Annotated in this window: 17 protein-coding genes, 1 pseudogene and 1 riboswitch; of the genes and pseudogenes, 7 read left to right on the forward strand and 11 right to left on the reverse strand. The window is 66.9% G+C overall.

Annotated features, from left to right (window positions below; genetic code table 11):
* Positions 1-377 precede the first annotated feature (377 nt).
* From ACZLHH_RS17400 to ACZLHH_RS17410, 3 genes are all read right to left on the reverse strand, one after another.
* Positions 378-770: a hypothetical protein gene (locus ACZLHH_RS17400; protein ID WP_008265644.1), complete on the reverse strand. Its 393-nt coding sequence runs from the start codon at positions 768-770 to the stop codon at positions 378-380.
* Positions 771-853: 83 nt separating this feature from the next.
* On the reverse strand, positions 854-1,750 hold the full coding sequence (locus tag ACZLHH_RS17405; protein ID WP_180844205.1) for a siderophore-interacting protein: 897 nt from the start codon (positions 1,748-1,750) through the stop codon (positions 854-856).
* Positions 1,751-1,892: 142 nt separating this feature from the next.
* Positions 1,893-3,119 carry a multidrug effflux MFS transporter gene (locus ACZLHH_RS17410; RefSeq protein ID WP_180844204.1) on the reverse strand — a complete coding sequence of 409 codons (1,227 nt, stop codon included), beginning with the start codon at positions 3,117-3,119 and terminating at the stop codon, positions 1,893-1,895.
* A 299-nt stretch (positions 3,120-3,418) separates the two neighbouring features.
* Positions 3,419-3,521: riboswitch (glycine riboswitch) on the forward strand.
* Positions 3,522-3,583: 62 nt separating this feature from the next.
* On the opposite strand from ACZLHH_RS17410, the gene gcvP reads away from it, so the two are divergent.
* Entirely contained in the window at positions 3,584-6,451 is a 2,868-nt protein-coding gene (gene gcvP / locus ACZLHH_RS17415; protein WP_125895311.1) for an aminomethyl-transferring glycine dehydrogenase, read from the forward strand.
* A gap of 92 nt (positions 6,452-6,543) precedes the next feature.
* Here the strand turns inward: gcvP and ACZLHH_RS17420 are convergent, their stop codons facing one another.
* The 3 genes from ACZLHH_RS17420 to ACZLHH_RS17430 form a co-directional block, all read right to left on the reverse strand.
* On the reverse strand, positions 6,544-6,954 hold the full coding sequence (locus tag ACZLHH_RS17420; protein ID WP_005410627.1) for a VOC family protein: 411 nt from the start codon (positions 6,952-6,954) through the stop codon (positions 6,544-6,546).
* A gap of 103 nt (positions 6,955-7,057) precedes the next feature.
* The gene (locus ACZLHH_RS17425; RefSeq protein ID WP_180844203.1) at positions 7,058-8,425 is read right to left on the reverse strand and encodes an amino acid permease; all 1,368 of its coding nucleotides are present in this window, start codon (positions 8,423-8,425) and stop codon (positions 7,058-7,060) included.
* Positions 8,426-8,506: 81 nt separating this feature from the next.
* The gene (locus ACZLHH_RS17430; protein ID WP_032127825.1) at positions 8,507-9,229 is read right to left on the reverse strand and encodes an AraC family transcriptional regulator; all 723 of its coding nucleotides are present in this window, start codon (positions 9,227-9,229) and stop codon (positions 8,507-8,509) included.
* Between the two features lie 116 nt (positions 9,230-9,345).
* Here ACZLHH_RS17430 and ACZLHH_RS17435 point away from each other — a divergent pair.
* Positions 9,346-11,436: pseudogene (locus tag ACZLHH_RS17435) on the forward strand (catalase).
* A 22-nt stretch (positions 11,437-11,458) separates the two neighbouring features.
* Positions 11,459-11,932 carry a hypothetical protein gene (locus ACZLHH_RS17440; RefSeq protein WP_049463124.1) on the forward strand — a complete coding sequence of 158 codons (474 nt, stop codon included), beginning with the start codon at positions 11,459-11,461 and terminating at the stop codon, positions 11,930-11,932.
* A gap of 9 nt (positions 11,933-11,941) precedes the next feature.
* On the opposite strand, the gene ACZLHH_RS17445 is transcribed toward ACZLHH_RS17440, so the two are convergent.
* A complete protein-coding gene (locus tag ACZLHH_RS17445; RefSeq protein WP_180844201.1) occupies positions 11,942-12,682 on the reverse strand; it encodes an alpha/beta fold hydrolase in 741 nt (246 codons plus the stop codon).
* A 173-nt stretch (positions 12,683-12,855) separates the two neighbouring features.
* On the opposite strand from ACZLHH_RS17445, the gene ACZLHH_RS17450 reads away from it, so the two are divergent.
* Positions 12,856-13,362, forward strand: a complete 507-nt coding sequence (locus ACZLHH_RS17450; protein WP_459057004.1) for a hypothetical protein — start codon at positions 12,856-12,858, stop codon at positions 13,360-13,362.
* A gap of 14 nt (positions 13,363-13,376) precedes the next feature.
* Positions 13,377-13,667, forward strand: coding sequence for a hypothetical protein (locus ACZLHH_RS17455; RefSeq protein ID WP_107432237.1), 291 nt, complete (start codon positions 13,377-13,379; stop codon positions 13,665-13,667).
* Positions 13,668-13,753: 86 nt separating this feature from the next.
* Here ACZLHH_RS17455 and ACZLHH_RS17460 read toward each other — a convergent pair whose 3' ends face one another.
* Positions 13,754-15,880 (reverse strand): methyl-accepting chemotaxis protein, encoded by a 2,127-nt coding sequence (locus tag ACZLHH_RS17460; RefSeq protein ID WP_180844199.1) that lies wholly within the window; start codon positions 15,878-15,880, stop codon positions 13,754-13,756.
* A 234-nt stretch (positions 15,881-16,114) separates the two neighbouring features.
* Between ACZLHH_RS17460 and ACZLHH_RS17465 the strand changes: the two genes are divergently transcribed.
* Both ACZLHH_RS17465 and ACZLHH_RS17470 read left to right on the forward strand, forming a co-directional pair.
* On the forward strand, positions 16,115-17,077 hold the full coding sequence (locus ACZLHH_RS17465) for a L,D-transpeptidase family protein (RefSeq protein WP_180844198.1): 963 nt from the start codon (positions 16,115-16,117) through the stop codon (positions 17,075-17,077).
* 4 nt (positions 17,078-17,081) lie between these two features.
* A complete protein-coding gene (locus ACZLHH_RS17470) occupies positions 17,082-17,759 on the forward strand; it encodes a M23 family metallopeptidase (protein WP_180844197.1) in 678 nt (225 codons plus the stop codon).
* Here ACZLHH_RS17470 and ACZLHH_RS17475 read toward each other — a convergent pair.
* The 3 genes from ACZLHH_RS17475 to ACZLHH_RS17485 all read right to left on the reverse strand — a co-directional run bounded on the left by ACZLHH_RS17475 (position 17,695) and on the right by ACZLHH_RS17485 (position 20,403).
* A complete protein-coding gene (locus ACZLHH_RS17475) occupies positions 17,695-18,363 on the reverse strand; it encodes a hypothetical protein (protein WP_180844196.1) in 669 nt (222 codons plus the stop codon). The two genes, ACZLHH_RS17470 and ACZLHH_RS17475, sit on opposite strands and share 65 nt — an antisense overlap.
* 117 nt (positions 18,364-18,480) lie before the next feature.
* On the reverse strand, positions 18,481-19,773 hold the full coding sequence (locus ACZLHH_RS17480) for an adenylosuccinate synthase (RefSeq protein ID WP_049421231.1): 1,293 nt from the start codon (positions 19,771-19,773) through the stop codon (positions 18,481-18,483).
* A 444-nt stretch (positions 19,774-20,217) separates the two neighbouring features.
* Positions 20,218-20,403, reverse strand: a complete 186-nt coding sequence (locus ACZLHH_RS17485; protein ID WP_005410640.1) for a DUF2065 domain-containing protein — start codon at positions 20,401-20,403, stop codon at positions 20,218-20,220.
* Positions 20,404-20,416 lie beyond the last annotated feature (13 nt).

A 20,416-nucleotide genomic window follows, 5' to 3' on the forward strand; every position in this document is an offset into this window, starting at 1 on the left:
CGGCCAGCGGCCGGCTCTACCGAAACAGCAATCAAACGAAGGCCAGATGTGCGGCTGGCAGGCCAACGCGGCCCCGGCGGCAAAATGAAAAAAGGGGCGGGTCCGCGAGGATCCGTCCCTTTCCGGTAGTGCCGGCCGCCGGCCGGCAACTACGCGATGAAGACCCAACGGGCAGCCGGCCGGCGGCCGGCTCTACCGAAACAGCAGTCAAAGGCCAGATGTGCGGCTGGCAGGCCAACGCGGCCCCGGCGGCGAAATGAAAAAGGGCGGATCCGAAAGGATCCGCCCCTTTCCGGTAGTGCCGGCCGCTGGCCGGCAACTGCACGGTGGACATCTGTCTGGCAGCCGGCCAGCGGCCGGCTCTACCGAAGTGCCTGTCAGCTGTTCTTCTTCGCGGCCATCGCTGCGGCCAGCTCGGCCTTGAATTCCTCGAAGGTCTGGCCCTTCTCCTTCGCTTCGGCCTGCGCGGCATCGCGCAGCGCATCGGAGTACATGAGGCGCACCGGCGTGCCGTTGCGCTCGTGCAGTTCACCGGCCTGCATGATCAGCGCCAGCACCTGCGCAGCGCTCTCGCTGTGGCCAGCGATGCGGCCGTCCATGCCCAGCACCCATTCGCCGTCACGGCGCACGACACCGGCCAGCAGGGTGCGCTGCGCATCGCGCAGCTCGGCATGCGGTTCCACCGGCGATGCCTGCGCGGCGGCCTTGTTGGCGGCCTGCTTTTCCTGGCGACGGCGCTGGTCGCGGCGGGTCTTGGAACTGGTGGACATGGTGCGGTACCGCTGCGAAGGGGGGCGCAAGGATAGCGCACCCCGCCCGCAGCGCTGCTTCACGCGTGCTCGATCCAGTATGGTCAGTCCAGCACCTTGCCGTGCCGCCAGTAGCCCATGAAGGTGATCGCGCGGCGGTCCAGCCCGCAATCGCGCACCAGGTGGCGGCGGATCGCCATCACCGCCCCCGCCTCACCCGCCACCCAGGCGTACAGCGGCCCGGCCACGCAGGTGTCGGCCTGCTCCCAGAGGATCTGCGTATCGACGTCGATCTCCTCCAGCGCATCGCCAGCAGCCACGCTTGAGGTCGCTGACAGCCGTTCCTGGACCGCCTGCAGCAGCGGCTGGCCATAGGCGGCCTGCCCACGCGGCAACCACACCAGCTCGGCTGTGCCCGGCGCTTTCAACGGCACCGCATCGCCGGCCTGGGCCACTTCCAGCAATGCCAGCGTGCGCGGCGGATCAGGCATGTCCGCCAGCTCTTCGAGGATGCCCGCCACCGCAGGCAACGCCGTTTCATCGGCCACCAGCAGTACCTGGCCGACACCGGCTGGTGGCTTCCACTCCCAGCCTTCGCTGCTCTCGGCACAGTCGGCATCGGGGGCCAGCAACACCACGCGGTCGCCTGGGCGGGCGTGCATGGCCCAGCGCGAAGCGGGTCCGGTCACCCCGTGGATGACGAAATCGACATCGACCTCGCCCTGCTCCGCACGCAGCTGGCGGATGGTGTAGGTACGCATCGGCGGGCGCTTGTCATCCGGCAGGGCCCGGTAGCGTGGGTACCAGTCTTCACCGCTGGGGACCTGCGGCACCTCCTGGCCGGGCAAGGGGAAGAACACCTTGATGCGCTGGTCCGGGCCTTCGGTCTTCATCCGCGCCACGTCGGCACCGGTGAACACCATGCGGTCCAGGGAAGGGGAGAGAACGCGGCGCTCCTTCAGCGCCACCTCGAACAGGCGGTAGGTCTGCTGCGCAGCCATGGGGGAACCTCATGCAACGACATCGGATTGGCTGGCTGTCGTGCATCCACGCACCGGCTGGCTGGAATGCCCAGCCTAGTCCGGTTGTCCGCGGTTGCAAGGATGTGCCGGCATCCCCGTCCGCCCTACCCCTGCACGCTGCTCAGTGACCCGTGCAGACTGCCTGCGCCGCGCGTTCACGCTGGTGTTCCCAGTACCAGAACACGAAACCAGCACCGAAGAACGCCGCCTGGCCCAACGCCAGGTGCAGCGGGCTGGCGCTCAGCAGCGGCGATACCACGCCAGCCACCACGGTGCTGATCATCAGCTGCACGAAGGCCTGCAGCGACGAGGCCAGGCCGCGCTGGTGCGGGTACATGTCCAGCACCGCCAGCGCCAGGATCGGGAAGATCAGCGCCATGCCCATGCCGCCCAGGAAGATCGGCAGCACCGCCCACGGCAGCACGAACTGCGGCGACAGCGCCACGTAGCCGACGTTCAGCAGCACCGACAACGCGCACAGGCCGAACCCAATGGACACCTGGCGGGTGGGCGTGGTGTGCCCGGCCATGCGCCCGGACAGGAACGAGCCGGTGGTCATGCCGCCGATGGTGGGGATGAACAGCCAGGCGAAGCCGCCCTCGCCCAGATGCAGGTGCTGCATCACGAACACCGGCGCCGAGGAGATGTACAGGAAGATGCCACCGAAGCCGATGCTGCCGGCCAGCGCCAGGCGCAGGAAGCGCGGGTTGAAGCCGATGCGCAGGTAATCACGCATCAACGTGCGCGGCGACAACGGCACGCGCGCTTCAACCGGATGGGTCTCCGGCAGGTAGCGTGCAGTGGCCGCCAGCAGGACCAGCCCGAACACCACCAGGAACCAGAAGATCAGCGGCCAGCCGGCGCCACTGAGCAGGATCCAGCCACCGATGATCGGTGCGATGGCCGGGGCGATGCCGAACAGCATCGACACCTGGCTCATCAGGCGCTGCGCGTCGTGGCCATGGTAGAGATCGCGGATCACCGCGCGGCCAACGATCATGCCGACACCCGCCGACAGGCCCTGCAGCGCGCGGAACGCCAGCAGCGTGGTCAGGTCGGTGGACAGCGCGCAGCCGACCGAGGCGCCGACGAACACCACCAGGCCACCGAGGATCACCCACTTGCGGCCCCAGGCATCGGACAGCGGGCCGTGCGCCAGGCTCATCAGGCCGTAGAACAGCAGATACACGCTGATGGTCTGCTGCACCGCCACTTCGTCCACCGCTAGGCGCTGGGCCAGCTGCGGGAACGCCGGGAAGATGGTGTCGATCGAGAACGGACCGAACATGGCCAGACCGGCGAGCAGCAGGGCCATGCGGCGGGTGGAGGGAGCAACAGCGGCGGTCATGGGGAAGGCGTCCGGCAGGGCCATGCGCGGCACGCACGGCGGGCGCCGGTCCCCTTCTGCAGGGACGGCGCCAGATGAATTCGGGTATCCGCCCATCATAGGTGGGGATTGCGCCCGATGCCATGCAGCGGTGCACAAAACGCACGACCGGGCCATCGGCCATTCAGGCGCGGCGGCCATGCCTGGAGGCGGCCGGCGGGCCCGCAACGGGCTATAATCGGCGGGCAACACGGTGGGAGAAGCGGAACACCGCTGCCGAAGGCGCAACGCCCGTAATCGCTCAGGCCCGATACCACCCGTAACAGAACTCTGGAGAGACCGGTTCGATCCGGCGCCGAAGGGGCACGAAGCTGCGGTCCGCCGCGCTTTTAAACTCTCAGGCAAAAGGACAGAGGGGCGCCCCGCAGACCGCCGACCGGCGGCTTGTGCCCGTGCGTGTGCCCTTTCCTGACGGATCCTTCGCCATGTCCCAGAACACCCCTTCCCTGCGTGAGCTCGAGCACCACAATGCGTTCGTCGAGCGCCACATCGGCCCCAACGACGCCGAGATCGCGCAGATGCTCGATGTCGTCGGCCACGCGTCGCTGGATGGCATGACCGATGCCATCGTACCGGCCAAGATCAAGTCGCCGGCGCCGCTGGCGCTGCCGGAGTCGATGACCGAAGTGCAGGCACTGGCAAAGATCCGTGCGATCGCCGACAAGAACACCGTGCTGCGCAGCTTCATCGGCCAGGGCTACTACGGTACCCACACGCCGAACGTGATCCTGCGCAACATCCTGGAAAACCCGGCCTGGTACACCGCCTACACCCCGTACCAGGCGGAAATCTCGCAGGGTCGCATGGAAGCGCTGATCAACTTCCAGACCCTGTGCGCCGACCTCACCGGCATGGAAATCGCCAACGCCTCGCTGCTGGACGAAGCCACTGCCGCCGCCGAAGCGATGACCCTGGCCAAGCGTTCGGCCAAGTCGAAGTCGGACACCTTCTTCGTGCACGACGCCGTGCACCCGCAGACCCTGGAACTGCTGCGCACGCGTGCCGAACCGATGGGCATCGTGCTGCGCGTGGGCACCCCGGCCGAAGCGCTGGAAGCGGAAGCCTTCGGCCTGCTGCTGCAGTACCCGGACACCTTCGGCCAGGTCGGCGACTACAAGGCGCTGGTCGATGCCGTGCACGCGCGCGGCGGCCTGGTGGCCGTGGCCACCGACCTGCTGGCCCTGACCCTGCTGGCCGCTCCGGGCGAATGGGGCGCGGACATCGTGGTCGGCAACAGCCAGCGTTTCGGCGTGCCGTTCGGCTTCGGTGGCCCGCACGCCGCCTTCATGGCCTGCCGTGACGCCTACAAGCGCTCGATGCCGGGCCGTCTGATCGGCGTCTCGATCGACGCGCAGGGCAACCCGGCCTACCGCCTGACCCTGCAGACCCGCGAGCAGCACATCCGCCGCGAGAAGGCCACGTCCAACATCTGCACCGCACAGGTGCTGCTGGCGGTGATGGCCTCGATGTACGCCGTTTACCACGGCCCGGACGGCCTGACCCGCATCGCCCGCCGCACCCATCGCCTGGCCTCGATCCTGGCCGCCGCGCTGCGCAACGCCGGCGTGCAGGTCGGCGGTGACTTCTTCGACACCCTGCATGTCACCGGCGTGCACGCCGATGAGATCCACGCCAAGGCACGCGCCGCCGGTTACAACCTGCGCGCGATCGACAGCGACTCGGTCGGCATCAGCCTGGACGAGACCACCACCCGCGCCGACATCGTCGCCGTGGCTGCCGTGTTCGGTGCCTCGCTGGACGTCGACGCACTGGATGCCAGCACCGCCGACGCGTTGCCGGCCGGCCTGCTGCGCCAGTCCGCGTTCCTGACCCACCCGGTGTTCAACACCCACCACAGCGAGCACGAGCTGCTGCGCTACCTGCGTTCGCTGGCCGACAAGGACCTGGCAATGGACCGCACGATGATCCCGCTGGGCTCGTGCACCATGAAGCTCAACGCCACCGCCGAGATGATCCCGGTGACCTGGCCGGAGTTCTCGCAGATCCACCCGCTGGTGCCGGCCGACCAGGCGCTGGGCTACAAGGAACTGATCGACACGCTGGAAGCGATGCTGGTGGAATGCACCGGCTACGACGCGGTCAGCCTGCAGCCGAACTCCGGCGCGCAGGGCGAGTACGCCGGCCTGCTGGCGATCCGCGCCTACCACCGCTCGCGCGGTGAGGAACATCGCGATATCTGCCTGATTCCGGACTCGGCGCACGGCACCAACCCGGCCTCGGCACAGATGTGCGGCATGAAGGTGGTGGTGACCAAGACCGATGCCAACGGCAACGTCGACGTCGAGGACATCCGCCTCAACGCCGAGAAGTACAGCGACCGCCTGGCCGCGATCATGATGACCTACCCGTCCACGCACGGCGTGTTCGAGGAAGAGGTGGTGGAGATCTGCGAGATCATCCACAAGCACGGCGGCCAGGTGTACACCGACGGTGCCAACATGAACGCCCTGGTCGGCGTGGCCAAGCCGGGCAAGTGGGGTTCGGATGTTTCGCACCTGAACCTGCACAAGACCTTCTGCATCCCGCACGGTGGTGGCGGCCCGGGCGTCGGCCCGTGCGCGGTCAAGGAGCACCTGGCCCCGTTCCTGCCGGGCAAGCTGGGTGACAACGGCCCGGTCGGCATGGTCAGCGCTGCCAGCTTCGGCAGCGCCTCGATTCTGCCGATCAGCTGGATGTACATCGCGATGATGGGCCGCGACGGCCTGCGCAAGGCCACCCAGGTCGCGCAGCTCAACGCCAACTACATCGCCAAGCGCCTGGCCCCGCACTTCAAGACCCTCTACACCGGCCGCAACGGCCTGGTGGCACACGAGTGCATCCTGGACGTGCGCCCGCTGGAGAAGACCAGCGGCATCGGCGCCGAGGACGTGGCCAAGCGCCTGATCGACTTCGGCTTCCACGCCCCGACCCTGAGCTTCCCGGTGGCCGGCACGCTGATGGTCGAGCCGACCGAGAGCGAGTCGCTGCACGAGCTGGATCGCTTCATCGACGCGATGATCCAGATCCGCGAGGAGATCACCGCGATCGAAGACGGCCGCCTGGACCGCGAGGACAACCCGCTGAAGAACGCGCCGCACACCGCCACCGCGGTGACCGCGAGCGAGTGGACCCACGCCTACCCGCGCGAACTGGCCGCCTTCCCGCTGGCCAGCCTGAAGCAGAGCAAGTACTGGCCGCCGGTGGCGCGCGTCGACAACGTGTACGGCGACAAGAACGTGATGTGCGCCTGCATCCCGGTCGATGCCTACAAGGATGATGAAGTCGAGGCTTGATTCCTCGCGGCATCGGTAAAGAGAACGGCCCGCGCAAGCGGGCCGTTTTCATAAGCGCGTGTGGACCAAGGTCCACACCCACAAACATCCGATCACGGGTCCGGCATCTGCCCCAGGCTCAACTGCCACGAGACACCGAAGCGGTCCTGCACCCAGCCGTAGCGGTTGCTGAAATCGTAGTCACCCACCGGCATCAACCAATGGCCGCCCTCACCCAGCACGCGTGCCGCACGCTCGAACTGCTCGGCGCCGGAACACTCCACGAACAGCGAGATCGACGGCGAGAAGGTGAAATCGTGCACGTCCAGGCTGTCAAAGCACAGGTAATGGGTGCCGCCGAGCAGGAAGATGGCCTGGCGCACCTGCCCCGGCACGCCGGCACCGGCGCCGTCCGGATGGCGCTGCATTGCCAGCAGGCGGAAATCGGCGAAGGCCTCGGCGTACAGGGCCAGGGCGGCCTCGGCCTGGCCGGTAAACATCAGGAAGGGGCGACTGCGCAGCATGCGGTACTCCTGGTCGACGGGCCGCGGGCGGCCCACACGATCAGGATGGCACGGCGGATGTGCAGCCCCCGTGGTAGTGCCGGCCGCTGGCCGGCAGCTTCAGTCACGCCTCGCGCATGCGCCGGGCGATGGCGCTGCTGGCGGCGATCGTGGCAGTCAGTGCCACCATCGACAGGAACTGCAGGCGGGTGTGCGACTCGCTCAGCAGCAGGCCGAAGATCAGTGCCAGGATCGCCAGCGCACAGGCGGTCAGCCACGGGAATCCGGCCATGCGGAACGGCAGGCGGGTGCCGAGGCGGTCGGCCCGGCGGCGCAGCACCAGCTGCGACACCAGCGACAGCGTCCACACCAGCAGGCAGGTGGAACCGACGATGTTCAGCAGCACCGGCAGTACCCGGTCCGGGAACAGCAGTTCCATCACCGTGGCGGCAAAGCCGAACAGCACGCTGGCCAGCACGGCGATCACCGGCACCTGGCGCGGGTCGGTCCAGCCGAGCACCGCCGGTGCCTCGCGGCGCTGCGCCAGCGAATACATCATGCGCGAGGCGCCGTAGAGGTTGGCATTGAGTGCCGACAGCAGTGCGATCACGGCGATCAGGGTGATGGCCGTACCCGCGCCCGGGATGCGGGCGATATCCAGCACCGCAGCGAACGGCGACTTCAGCGCCTCGCTGGTCCACGGCACCACGGCGATGATCACGCTCAGCGAGCCGATGTAGAACACCAGGATGCGCCAGGCCACGGTGCGGATGGCACGGGCAATGCTGCGCTCGGGATCTTCGGTTTCGGCCGCAGCGACGGCTACGATCTCGGTGCCGCCAAAGGCAAAAACGACAACCAGCAGCGCCGCGCCGATGCCGGCCAGCCCCTTCGGCGCGAAGCCGCCATGCTCGGTGAAGTTGCTCAGGCCCGGCGAGGTCACCTGCGGCAGCCAGCCCATCAGCAGCGCCACGCCGATGGCGATGAAGGCCAGGATCGCCACCACCTTGAGGATGGCGAACCAGAATTCGAACTCGCCGAAGTTCTTCACTCCCAGCAGGTTGATCGCGGTGAAGAACAGCATGAAGGCCAGCGCCGCCATTGGTACCGGTATCGCCGGCCAGACCGTGGCAAGAAGCCCGGCCGCGCCTACCGCCTCGGCGGCGATCACGATCACCAGCTGCACCCACCACAGCCAGCCCACGGTGGCGCCGGCGGTGGCTCCCATGGCATCAGCGGCATAGACCGAGAACGCGCCACTGGTCGGCTTGGCCGCCGCCATCTCGCCCAGTGCGTTCATCACGATGATCACCAGCGCACCAGCGACCAGATACGACACCAGAACCGCCGGGCCGGCCGCCTGTACACCCACGCCCGAGCCGAGGAAGAGGCCGGCGCCGATGGCGCTGCCCAGGCCCATCATGATCAGCTGGCGGGGCTTGAGCGAGTGCCCGAGGCGGGACGGCGAAGCGGTCGGAATCGAGTTGGGCATCGGCAGGGCTGGCGGCGGCTACAGGGGCGACACCTTACCCTGTCCCGTGCCCACGGGGATAGGCACAGCGCAGCAGGCGGCTCAGGCCAGCGCCGGCTCGCCGACGTTGCCACCAATACGGGCCCGGTAGGCGCGCGGCGAGAAACCGGTTTCAGCCTTGAACTTGCGGGTAAAGGCGCTCTGGTCGCTGAAACCGCAGGCCTGGCCGATGCAGGCGATGCTGTCGTCACCGTGCAGCAGGTGCATGGCCATCTGGATCCGCAGTCGGGTCAGCACCTGCTGCGGGGTCATCTGGAACACCTTGCGGAAGCTGCGCTCCAGCTTCGACAGCGAGAAGCCGGTGATGTCCAGCAGGGTCTGCATGCGCACGTTCTCGGCGTAGTGCGCATTGAGGTGGGCCAGGGCCAGCCGCAGCTGCTCGTATTGGGTGCCCAGGCTGTCCTTCTGGCCGAGGTCGCGGGATATGCCGATCAGGCCCTCGATGGCCCCATCGACCACCAGCGGGCGCTTGCAGGTCAGGCACCAGCCCGGTTCGCGGTTGGCGAACAGGTGCAGCTCCATCAGGTTCTCGATCACCTCACCGGACAGCACGCGGGCGTCCTGGTCGACGTAGTCCGCGCTGAGGCCGGTCGGGTAGATTTCAGCCGCGGTACGCCCGATCACGTCCTTGCGCGCGCGCAGGCCCAGCCGCCGCAGCATGGTCTGGTTGACGTGGGTGTAACGCCCCTGAAGGTCCTTGATGAAGAACAGCACATCCGGGATGGCGTCGAACAGGGCTTCGATGTCGGCGGGCTCGACTCGCATGGGGCAAGCATACCCGAGCCTGCTTTTGCCTGTACGTTCACCTTTGCCGGACCTCGGTTTAACGGGCTCGGTTCCAGTGTCGTGGTTCTCTTTCAGATCATCCGGAGCCAACGTCAATGGCCGCCAGCAAGCCGACCGGCAAGCGCGCAACCACCCACGCCGAAAACCACTACCGGGGCGACGGTGATGAACTGCACCAGCAGGCCGGGGCCAGCCATCCGGTGATGACCACCGATCAGGGCATCCCGGTGGCGGACAACCAGAACTCCCTGCGGCAGGGAACCCGGGGGCCCACGCTGCTGGAGGACTTCATCCTGCGCGAGAAGATCACCCACTTCGATCACGAACGCATTCCCGAGCGCATCGTGCACGCACGTGGCAGCGCAGCACATGGCTACTTCGAGCTGACCCGATCGCTGAAGGCGCATACCCGAGCGCGCATCCTGACCGAGGTAGGCGTGAAGACACCCGTGTTCACCCGCTTCTCGACGGTAGCCGGTGGCGCAGGCTCGGTGGACACCCCGCGCGACGTGCGCGGCTTCGCGGTCAAGTTCTATACCAAGGAGGGCAACTGGGACCTGGTCGGCAACAACATCCCGGTGTTCTTCATCCAGGACGCCATGAAATTCCCGGACCTGGTGCACGCGGTGAAGATGGAACCGGACCGTGCCTTCCCGCAGGCGGCCACGGCCCACGACACCTTCTGGGATTTCATCTCGCTCATGCCCGAGTCGATGCACATGATCATGTGGGCAATGAGCGACCGTGCCATTCCGCGTTCGCTGCGCATGATCGAAGGCTTCGGCGTGCACAGCTTCCGCCTGCTGAACGAGGCAGGTGAGTCGACCTTCGTCAAGTTCCACTGGCGGCCGAAGCTGGGCATCCAGTCAACGGTCTGGGACGAAGCGCTGAAGCTGCAGTCGGCCGACAATGACTTCCATCGCCGTGACCTGTTCGAGGCCATCCAGCGCGGTGACTTCCCGGAATGGGAGCTGGCAGTGCAGCTGTTTACGGAAGAAGAGGCCGACGCATTCCCGTTCGATCATCTGGACCCGACCAAGATCATTCCCGAATCACTGGTGCCGTTGCAGGTCATCGGCCGCATGGTGCTGGACCGATGGCCGGACAACTTCTTCGCCGAGACCGAGCAGGTGGCGTTCTGCCCGGCCAACGTGCCGCCCGGCATCGACTTCAGCAACGACCCGCTGCTGCAGGGGCGCCTGTTCTCCTATCTGGACACCCAGCTGCTGCGCCTGGGCGGCCCCAACTTCCACCAGATCCCGGTGAATGCTCCGAAGTGCCCGTTTGCCAATCATCAGCGCGACGGCCACATGCAGATGCAGGTTCCCAAGGGCCGGGTGGCCTACGATCCCAGCTCGCTGCAGGAAGACACACCGCGCGAGGCCTCAAGCGGATTCCGCAGTCACGCCAGCACGGACGATGGCCGCAAGGGCCGCATCCGCGCGGAGAGCTTTGCCGACCACTACAGCCAGGCCCGCATGTTCTTCCGTAGCCTTGAAAAGCCGGAATAGGCCCATCTGGCATCGGCGCTGGTGTTCGAGTTGTCCAAGGTGGAAACGTTGAAGGTGCGGGTGCGTACCGTCAGCCACCTGCGCAATATCGACGACTCACTGGCACAGCGCGTGGCCGACGGGTTGGCGTTGCCTGCACTGCCCGACCCGGCGCCGACCGCTACTCCAGTGCGGGACATGCCCCCCGCCCCCGAAGTGCGGGTGATTGGTCGCAACAAACCCACCCTGCAAGGGCGCTGCATCGGCATCCTGTTCGACGAAGGCTCCGACGCGCGCTTGATTGCCAGCCTGAGCAAAGCGGCCCGGAAGGCAGGTGCAAACGTGAAGCTGGTCGCACCAAAAGTGGGAGGCGCCACGCTCAGTGACGGCAGCGTACAGGCCGCCGATGGGCAACTGGCCGGCACGCCATCGGCCGTGTTCGATGCGGTGGCCGTGGTGCTGAGCGTAGAGGCATCAAAGGCGTTGTCGAAAGAGAGCGCTGCCCTTGAGTTCGTCAGCCAGGCGTGGGCGCACCTGAAGGCCATCGCCAGCGACGCGGGCGGCCAGGCGCTGCTGAAGGCGGCAAGGGTCGGCAACGACGCCGGCATCGTCGAAGCGGAAGACGCCAAGGCATTCCTGGCAGCGACCGCCACCCGCCAGTGGGCGCGCGAACCCAGGCTGCGCCTGCTGGCCTGACTACAACAACAGGAGAACTGTCATGCCCCGTGGTGACAAATCCGCATATTCCGATAAACAGAAGCGTCAGGCCGAGCACATCGAGGAAAGCGAGCGCGAGCGCGGTGCCAGCGAAGGCACGGCCGAGCGTATTGCCTGGGCTACCGTGAACAAGCAGGATGGCGGCGGCAAGCGTAGCGGCAGCGCACGCAAGGGTACGAAGAAGGCGACCCGCAAGACGGCTGCGAAGAAGGCGCCTGCCAGGAAGTCCGCTACAAAGAAGGCCACACCCAAGACGGCAGCGAAGAAGGCACCTGCGAAGAAGGCGGCGGCAAAGAAGGCACCGGCTCGCAAGACAGCCACAAAGAAGGCGACAAAGAAGACGGTGGCCAAGAAGTCCAGCACTCCCGCCTCGCGTAGCGCTGCGGCGAAGAAGGCAGCGAAGACCCGTGCGGCAAAGAAGACCGTGCGCAAGGTGGCGGCGAAGAAGGCAGCACGTACCCGCGCGCGGGGCTGAGCCCCTCCATCAGGACGGCAGCGTCCTCATCCACGCGGCAACTTCGGCTGCGGCTGCGTCAGCGCGTGCCTGCAGCAGCAGATGCGGTCCTTCCAGCGAAACATGCCGGGCATCCGGCAAAAGGGCCTGCAGTTCTGCCACGCTGGGCGGCCACAGCAGGCGGTCATGGCACGCGTGCAGGCACAGCGTCGGCACGTCGATTGCCGGCAGCAATGCGCGTACGTCGACGCGCAGGGTCGCTGCGGCGCGTTGCCGCAATGTGGCCGCCGGAATCCGGGCCAGCGCATCGCGCAGCATCGACAGGTGCTCGCGGGTGCGCCACCGCCCCAGCAACAGGCGCGCAAGCAATGCCACGGGAGGCAGAGGCCAGGCCGGCGTCAGCAGGGCTGCGCTGGCTGCCGGCAATGGCACCGGCCGACGCGCAAAGGTCGCGGCAAGCACCAGTCCGCGCAGCCCGGCGGGCTGTCGCGTGGCCAGTTCAACCGCCAACGGGCCCGAGAAGGACTCGGCAAGCAGGATGAAGGGATGGCCGGGCAGCTGCGACCACAGCCGTTGGGCCAGCGTGGCGTGATCCTGCCCTCCCTGCGCAGGCAGCGTAATCGCCTGCGTCGTCAGCCCATGAGCCTGGAGTGTTGACAGAAACGGGAACGACAGCCTGCCGGAGCCATCCAGGCCGGGCAGCATCAGCACGTGCTGCGGCGTGGGTGATGCTGAATCACCGCCCGGCTTTTCCTCGCTCCCGATTCCCATGTCACCTCCTTTGCTGGCAAGCATCGCCCACATCGGCAGGCAACGGAAACTCTGCTCCGGCTCTCCGGCTGCTTTGCCGGGCAAGGTTGAGCAATACTGCCCGCTCTGCCGCGGAACGCGGCTGCCAAGGAGAGCCGTTGATGCGATGGACCTACGCGCTGGCCATGATGGCCATGATGCTGCCACTGAACAGCTCCGCCAGCGATGGTTGGATAAACGGGGACGGCAAGGCGATGCCGGAGACCGGTGCTATGAAATCCAGCGGTGGCTTTGCTGCATCGCTGCTGGTTACCTCCGATGCCGACTGGCAGGCCAAGTGGGAAACCCCACCGGAGACCACTCCCGGTTTTACCGAGGCCAACGAAGTCCACCTGGGCGGTGAATTGTTCTTGCTGACATTCCTGTCCAACCCGCAACTGGACGAGAACCGCGTACCCAAGGTGCACTGCGATCTGCGCATGCTACGTCCGGACGGCAGTACCAGTATCGACGAACGCGATGTTCCCTGTTTCACCACTGCCCTGCCCGGCCCGCCAACCCTGTTGTACATGGCCAACCTGCACCTGAAGTTCGTGGCCGAGGCCAGTGATCCGAAAGGCACATGGACTGCGCAGGTGGTGGTCAGGGATCTGCTGCGGAATGTGAGCCTGCCTCTGCAGGCTCGCTTCGACGTCCGTTGAACGGAGGCATGCGAATGAAGATGCGGCGATTACTGAGCTGGACCGGTCTTGCGCTTTGCGTGGTCTACCTGCTGTTGACCGCATGGCTGGTTCACGGCGCGCAGTCGGACGCGGACCCGAAGGGCACCTATATCCTGATGGCGCTTCCCATCACCCTACAGTCCGCCGCACTCGATGCCATCGGCGCAGGCAGCCTGCTGTACGGCAAACCCTGGTCGACCGCGTATGCAGTGCTGCTTCCGCCAACACTGCTGTTGCTGTACGCAGCCGGCTGGCTGATCGAACGCGCCGCGCGCGGGCGCTAGCCAACGGCACGGACCGGTTGCGCGCATCGACGCCCTGCACGCGGGAGCGCATGCAGGGCGCCATCCAACATCCAGTCGCAGGTTGCTTACGCCGCCTGAGCAGGCATGATGGGCATGCGCGCGCCCTGCTCCACCTTGAACACCGAAACCGACGTGGTCAGCGCATGCGCCTGTTCTTCCAGCGCGCGGCTCGCCGCGGTGGCTTCTTCCACCAGCGCAGCGTTCTGCTGGGTCACCTGGTCCATCTGCACCACCACCTGGTTGACCTGCTCGATACCGGCGGCCTGTTCCTTGCTGGCCGCTGCGATGTCGCTCATCAGCTGGGTGGTGCGCGAACTTGCCTGGGCTACGCGCGCGATCGCGGCTTCCGATTCGACCGTCACTGCCAGGCCGCTCTTCACCTTCGCAGCGGCATCTTCGATCAGTTCCTTGATCTCCTTGGCGGCGACACCGGCACGCTGTGCGAGCGTGCGCACTTCGCTGGCAACCACGGCAAACCCACGGCCCTGCTCGCCCGCACGGGCGGCTTCCACCGCAGCATTCAGCGCCAGGATGTTGGTCTGGAACGCGATGCCGTCGATCACCGTGGAGATCTCCGAGATGCGTGCCGATGACTGATCGATCTCGCCCATCACCGATGCCATCTGTGCCATTGCCTGCTCGGTCTCGCGCACTGCGGCACCGGCGGCATGCGCTTCGCTGTCGGCCTGACGGGCCAGCTCGGCATTCTGGCGCACGGTGGAGGTCAGCTCCTCCATCGATGCTGCGGCCTCTTCCAGGTTGGCGGCCTGCTGCTCGGTGCGGCGCGACAGGTCGTTGTTGCCGGCGGCCAGTTCCTGCGCTGCGTTGTTGATGCTGTCGGCGGCCACCTGGATGCCCCGCACGATGCCGGTCAGCTGTGCGGTGGTGGTGTTGGCGTCGTCGCGCATGCGCGCGAACACACCGTCGTACTCGCCCTCCATGCGTGCGGTCAGGTCGCCGTGCGAGATTGCACGCAGCACGTCGGAGACGTCGGCGATGCTGGCCTGCGAACTGGCCATCATGCCGTTGAGGTGCTCGACCATCGCCTTGAACTGGTACTGGAACGCTGCGGCATCGCCACGCATGCTGAAATCACCGGCGCGTGCGGCGCGGGCCAGTTCATCGATCTGCGCGTTGATCGCCATCAGGCTCTGCTTCACCGCCGCCAGGGTGCGGGTCAGTGTGCCCTTCTCGCCCGGGTAGTCCGGCAGATCACGGCTGAGGTCACCGATGGCGTAGCGCTGCATCACCTCGGCCATCAGCATCTCCACCTGGACGTGCGATTCGACCAGGCTGTTGGTGGCCTGCACCATGCGGCCGAAATCACCGGGGAACGCACTGGCGTCCATGCGATAGCGGATCGCACCGGCCTCATGCTGTTCGGCCATCTGCAGCTGCGCGCCGATCGCCGCCTGCACGCTCTGCCGCACGCTGGCCATCGCCTCGCCCAGCTGGGTCAGTTCGTCACGGCCACCAAGGCGGAACTCCTGGTCCAGCTGGCCCTTGGACAGGCGCTCGGCCAGGTTCACCGCGCGGGCCAGCGGGCCGGTCAGGCTGCGGCCGATCATCACCGAGGCACCGATGCCCACCAGAAGCGCGACGCCGCCCAGCACCAGCAGCTGCAGCAGGCTGCGCTCGCCCAGGCGGATCGCCTCGGCGGCTGCCTCACGGCTTTCCTTCTCTTCGAAGTCCACGCCATCGGACAGCGCCTTGTTCCAGCCGTTTGCCGCTTCCTGCACCGGGCCCAGGGTCAGCGCTATGGCGCCCGGGTAGTCGCCCTGCTCCATCAGTTCGCTGGTCTGCTTGTTGAGTGGACGCGCAATGGCACGCTTGGCGGCGATGGTTTCAGCGATGGCCTTGCCGTCGGCGTCGCTGGGCAGCGCCTGATAGGCGGTCCAGCTGGCCTCGTAGCGCTTCACCAGATCGGCGATGCGCTGCTCGTCGTGGCCACGGTCGTCGCCCTGGCGGATCAGCATCTCGCGACGCACCACCATCATCTGGTTGTTGGCATCGAGCATCTGCGACAACAGGCGCACCTTGGCTACGCTGACGTCGACCACCTGCTGCATCGCGCGCTTCTGCACGACACTGGCGGTGGCGCCGGTGGCCACCACGGCGGCAACCAGCAGCAGCAACAGGCCAAAGCCCAGCCCAAGACGCCAGGCAACCCTGACGTTCCTCAAGTAGTTCATGGGGGTATCCAAAACGGGGGGATGCGCCCTTATCGGCGGCCCGGCAGGCAATCTTGATCGCCGTCCGTCGATAGCGTCGGCCACCGTTCACCTTGGTGAGCCCCGGCCCGGCCGCTTCTGGACACGGGAATTGACTGCGGTGGGCGCGACTGCTCATGCGGACGTCAGATCCCTTTCACGGTGGCTCGGCGGCTGCTGCGGGCAAGGTGGTGGCGTGACCTGCTGGAGATCCCAATGCCCTTGCCCGTGTCCCGATCCACCCTGCTCGCTCTCTCGCTGCTGGCGTCGCCAGCCTTCGCGCAGGCGCCGCCGCCCCACCTGCCCGCACCCATTGCCGAAACGGCCGGACCGGACACCGCACCCCACTCCGCGCTGCACGCCCAGGTGCTGCTGGATCGCGCGAACTTCTCCCCTGGCCAGATCGACGGCGAAGTGGGCAGCAACCAGCGACGCGCGGTGTCGGGTTTCCAGGCAGCGCATGGGCTGGACGTAACGGGCGAACTGGACGACACCACCTGGAAGGCCCTGCAGGCCGATACCGTTGGGCCGCTGGCCAGCTACACGCTGACTGCTGAGGATGTCGCCGGTCCGTTCCAGGCCACTCCGAAAGGGCCCGCCGCCCAGGCCAAGCTCACATCGCTGGGCTACGGCAGTGTGGAAGAAGCCCTCGGCGAGCGCTTCCATGCCTCCCCTGAGCTGATGAAGGCGCTCAATCCCGGCGTGGACCTGACCAAGGCTGGCAGCCGCATCCAGGTACCCAACATCGCACTGGCCGCATTGCCAAAGGCGGCGAAGATCGTGGTCGACAAATCCGACTCCACGCTGCAGCTGCTGGATGCGCAGGGCAAGGTGATCGCACAGGTGCCGGTGTCGTCGGGCAGCCAGCACGACCCGTTACCGATCGGCGAATGGAAGATCCTGGGCGTTTACCGCGACCCGCCGTTCCACTACAACCCGAAACTGTTCTGGGATGCCCGCAAGGGCGAAAAGAAGGCCACCCTGGCACCGGGCCCGAACAATCCGGTCGGGCGGGTCTGGATCGATCTGTCCAAGCCGCATTACGGCCTGCATGGCACGCCCGAACCCGGCCATGTGGGCAAGACCGAATCGCATGGCTGCGTGCGCATGACCAACTGGGATGCGCTGCGCGTGGCCGATGCCGTGGATACCTCGGTACCCGTGGTGATGCAGGAGTGAGCCGATGCGCCTTTCGCAACTGATCGTGCTGGGCGTTCTGCTGGGGCTGGGTGCAGGCTGGTGGCTGCGCCGCGATGCAGGCGAGCCGGTAGCCGAATCGCTGCCGGAAGCACAACCGGCAGCAGCTGTGGCGCCGGCCAAGGGATCCGTAGCGCCGCTCGACACGGCCCCTGCCCCCGCCGCCACCGCACCGTCAGCCGCGCGGACTGCGGATGCGCCGTCGGGTCTGCTGCTGCCGGTACAGGGCGTCCTGGCCTCCCAGCTGCGCGACACGTTCACCGATGCGCGCAGCGAGGGTCGCGTGCACGATGCCATCGACATCATGGCCGATACCGGTACGCCGGTGCTGGCGGTGGCCGATGGAACGGTTGAAAAACTGTTCGACAGCGAGCGCGGCGGCTTGACGATTTACCAGTTCGAGCCCAGCGGGCGCTGGTGCTACTACTACGCGCATCTGCAGCGCTACGCCGATGGCCTGGCGGAGAAGCAGGTGATCAAGCGCGGAGAGGTGATCGGTTACGTGGGCAGCACCGGTAACGCCAGCGCCGAGGCCCCGCACCTGCATTTCGAGGTGCACGTGCTGGGCCCGGAAAGACAGTGGTGGAAGGGAGAGTCGATCAATCCGTATCCGCTGTTGAAACAGGCGGCTTCGACGCCTGACGCTGCCAGTGCCGCAAGGTGATGGTGAATGCCACCAGCGCAGCGCCCGGAATCAGCAGGAACAACGCCGCCACCTTCCAGAAGAAGAACGGCCACAGCCACGCGTAGTCCAGGTCGGTCAGCTTCAGTACGTCCATCGGTGGCAGCAGTTCCACCGAGGCCGTGCGACCGGCCAGCGCCGGGTCGACCTCCAGCACAGTCAGCCGCAGCCACGAGCGCCCGCGCGGCAGCGCATCCCCCCGGCCATAACCGAAGTACGAGGCGGCAAATCCAGCAGGCTCAACCGATTCCAGCGCGCGGGTGATGCCGGAACCCGGCACGCCCGAACGCGTTTCGGCGCGGAAGTCGGTCTGATCTGTCGGGGTTTCCACGCGCAGGCGCACCTCAGGATCGATCGCCGTGGAAGTACCGTCATCCGCGTAACGCAGGCGCAGCCGCAATTGGTCATCGATGAAGCGGTAGACCGTGACCTCGGCCGTCGCACCCGGGCTCAGCACCAGAGGCAGCACCTGCGTGCGTGAGGCCATGTGGTTGGCGATCGCGCCCAGCACCAGCACCGCGCAGGCAAGCGCCCACAGGCTCCACATCACCCACAGGGTGATCCGCACCACCGTTACGCCCTTCACGCTGACATCCGGGTCATCACGTCATTTCCCTGCTGGCCGTGCCGACACAGTAACGAAAAAGCCCCGCTTTCGCGGGGCTCTTACTGTCACCTACGCCGGGCAGCGCCCGGCGCTACCTCAGGCGAACGGATCCTGCAGGACCATGGTGTGGTCGCGGTCCGGGCCGGTGGAGACGATGCTGATCGGGCAGCCGGCCAGCTCTTCCAGCGAACGCAGGTAGGCGCGTGCCGCCGGCGGCAGCTCGTCCCACTGGGTGATGCCGTGGGTGTTCTCGCTCCAGCCCGGGAACTCCAGGTACACCGGGGTGCAGTCTTCCCAGCCCTGCGCGTCCAGCGGCGCGTACTCGGTGCGCTTGCCGTTGTATTCGTAGGCGATGCAGACCTTCAGCTTTTCCATGCCATCCAGCACGTCCAGCTTGGTGATGCACAGGCCGCTGATGCCGTTGATGGCCACGGCGCGCTTCAGCGCGACGATGTCCATCCAGCCGCAGCGACGCGGACGGCCGGTCGAGGCACCGTACTCGGCGCCGCGGTCACGGATGCCCTGGCCGACTTCGTCGTCCAGTTCGGTCGGGAACGGGCCGCCGCCAACGCGGGTGGCGTAGGCCTTGGCGATGCCCAGCACGTAGTCGATCGAATCGGCGCCGACGCCGGAACCGGCCAGTGCACCACCGACGGTGGTGTTGGAGCTGGTGACGTACGGGTAGGTGCCGTGGTCGATGTCCAGCAGCGCACCCTGCGCGCCTTCGAACAGCACGCGCTTACCCTGCTTGCGCAGGTCGTGCAGGATGCCGGCCACGTCGGACTTCATCGGCTGCACGTATTCGCCGAAGGCCAGCGCTTCGTCGAAGGTCTTCTGGAAATCGACCGCATCGGTGTTCAGATACTTGGTCAGCACGAAGTTGTGGTAATCCAGCGCGGTGCGCAGCAGTTCTTCCAGCTGCTTCGGGTAATGCAGGTCGGCGATGCGGATGCCGCGACGCGCCACCTTGTCTTCGTAGGCCGGGCCGATGCCACGGCCGGTGGTGCCGATCGCCTTGCCGCCGGCAGCGCGCTCGCGCGCCTGGTCCAGGGCGATGTGGTACGGCATGATCAGCGGCGCGGCCGGGGAGATCTTCAGGCGCGAACGCACTTCCACGCCGGAGGCTTCCAGCTCGGCGATTTCCTTCTGCAGCGCGGCCGGCGAGATCACCACGCCGTTGCCGATCAGGCACAGCGCATCGTCACGCAGGATGCCCGACGGGATCAGGTGCAGGACGGTCTTCTTACCGTTGATGACCAGGGTGTGGCCGGCATTGTGGCCGCCCTGGAAGCGCACGACGGCGCCGATTTCCTCAGTGAGCAGATCGACGATCTTGCCCTTGCCTTCATCGCCCCACTGGGCACCCAACACTACGACAGACTGACCCATGACGGGCTCCTCATATGTTGCGGCCATCGGGGCCGCGGACGGTTGAACCGTGGCGGGGCTGGCCAGCACCTGGAGGGCGGCTCCAAACGGGGAGCAGCCGGCGATGGAAGGCCCAGACACGGAAAAAGCCGAACGGGGAGGCCCGTCCGGCTTTTGTGCATTATCCGGGTTTCCGGGGTCGGGTGCCACCTTTCCGACGGACGGCTTCACCGGCCGGTCAGCCGCCCCGCCCGGTCGTGCCGGCCGTTGGCCGGCAATGCCAACCAAGGTTGGCATCTACCAGAGCCGGGCCACGCATGTACCGGCCGGTCAGGCACCTCCCGGTCGTGCCGGCCGCTGGCCGGCAATGCCAACCAAGGTTGGCAGCTACCAGAGCCGGGCCACGCATGTACCGGCCGGTCAGGCACCTCCCGGTCGTGCCGGCCGCTGGCCGGCACTACCCTTTCAATGCCGCGCCCACCACAGCAGGCTCAGGCCGGCCAGCAGCACCAGCCCGCCGAAGCTGCGCAGGGCTGGGCTGGGCAGGTCCAGCAGGCGCTCGGCCATGCGCTTCCAGGCGAACGGGGCGACGAACAGGAACAGGCCTTCCAGCACCGCCACCAGGCAGACGGCGGCGAACAGATCTTTCATGGGGGACTCCGGA

The sequence above is a fragment of the Stenotrophomonas sp. 28608_Sma genome (assembly GCF_056486185.1).

Excerpts from the sequence above, each read along its gene's own strand:
- ACZLHH_RS17400 (WP_008265644.1), bottom strand. The coding sequence starts at position 770 with ATGTCCACCAGTTCCAAGACCCGCCGCGACCAGCGCCGTCGCCAGGAA.
- ACZLHH_RS17405 (WP_180844205.1), bottom strand. The coding sequence starts at position 1,750 with ATGGCTGCGCAGCAGACCTACCGCCTGTTCGAGGTGGCGCTGAAGGAG.
- ACZLHH_RS17410 (WP_180844204.1), bottom strand. The coding sequence starts at position 3,119 with ATGACCGCCGCTGTTGCTCCCTCCACCCGCCGCATGGCCCTGCTGCTC.
- gcvP (WP_125895311.1), top strand. The coding sequence starts at position 3,584 with ATGTCCCAGAACACCCCTTCCCTGCGTGAGCTCGAGCACCACAATGCG.
- ACZLHH_RS17420 (WP_005410627.1), bottom strand. The coding sequence starts at position 6,954 with ATGCTGCGCAGTCGCCCCTTCCTGATGTTTACCGGCCAGGCCGAGGCC.
- ACZLHH_RS17425 (WP_180844203.1), bottom strand. The coding sequence starts at position 8,425 with ATGCCCAACTCGATTCCGACCGCTTCGCCGTCCCGCCTCGGGCACTCG.
- ACZLHH_RS17430 (WP_032127825.1), bottom strand. The coding sequence starts at position 9,229 with ATGCGAGTCGAGCCCGCCGACATCGAAGCCCTGTTCGACGCCATCCCG.
- ACZLHH_RS17440 (WP_049463124.1), top strand. The coding sequence starts at position 11,459 with ATGCCCCGTGGTGACAAATCCGCATATTCCGATAAACAGAAGCGTCAG.
- ACZLHH_RS17445 (WP_180844201.1), bottom strand. The coding sequence starts at position 12,682 with ATGGGAATCGGGAGCGAGGAAAAGCCGGGCGGTGATTCAGCATCACCC.
- ACZLHH_RS17450 (WP_459057004.1), top strand. The coding sequence starts at position 12,856 with ATGATGCTGCCACTGAACAGCTCCGCCAGCGATGGTTGGATAAACGGG.
- ACZLHH_RS17455 (WP_107432237.1), top strand. The coding sequence starts at position 13,377 with ATGAAGATGCGGCGATTACTGAGCTGGACCGGTCTTGCGCTTTGCGTG.
- ACZLHH_RS17460 (WP_180844199.1), bottom strand. The coding sequence starts at position 15,880 with ATGAACTACTTGAGGAACGTCAGGGTTGCCTGGCGTCTTGGGCTGGGC.
- ACZLHH_RS17465 (WP_180844198.1), top strand. The coding sequence starts at position 16,115 with ATGCCCTTGCCCGTGTCCCGATCCACCCTGCTCGCTCTCTCGCTGCTG.
- ACZLHH_RS17470 (WP_180844197.1), top strand. The coding sequence starts at position 17,082 with ATGCGCCTTTCGCAACTGATCGTGCTGGGCGTTCTGCTGGGGCTGGGT.
- ACZLHH_RS17480 (WP_049421231.1), bottom strand. The coding sequence starts at position 19,773 with ATGGGTCAGTCTGTCGTAGTGTTGGGTGCCCAGTGGGGCGATGAAGGC.
- ACZLHH_RS17485 (WP_005410640.1), bottom strand. The coding sequence starts at position 20,403 with ATGAAAGATCTGTTCGCCGCCGTCTGCCTGGTGGCGGTGCTGGAAGGC.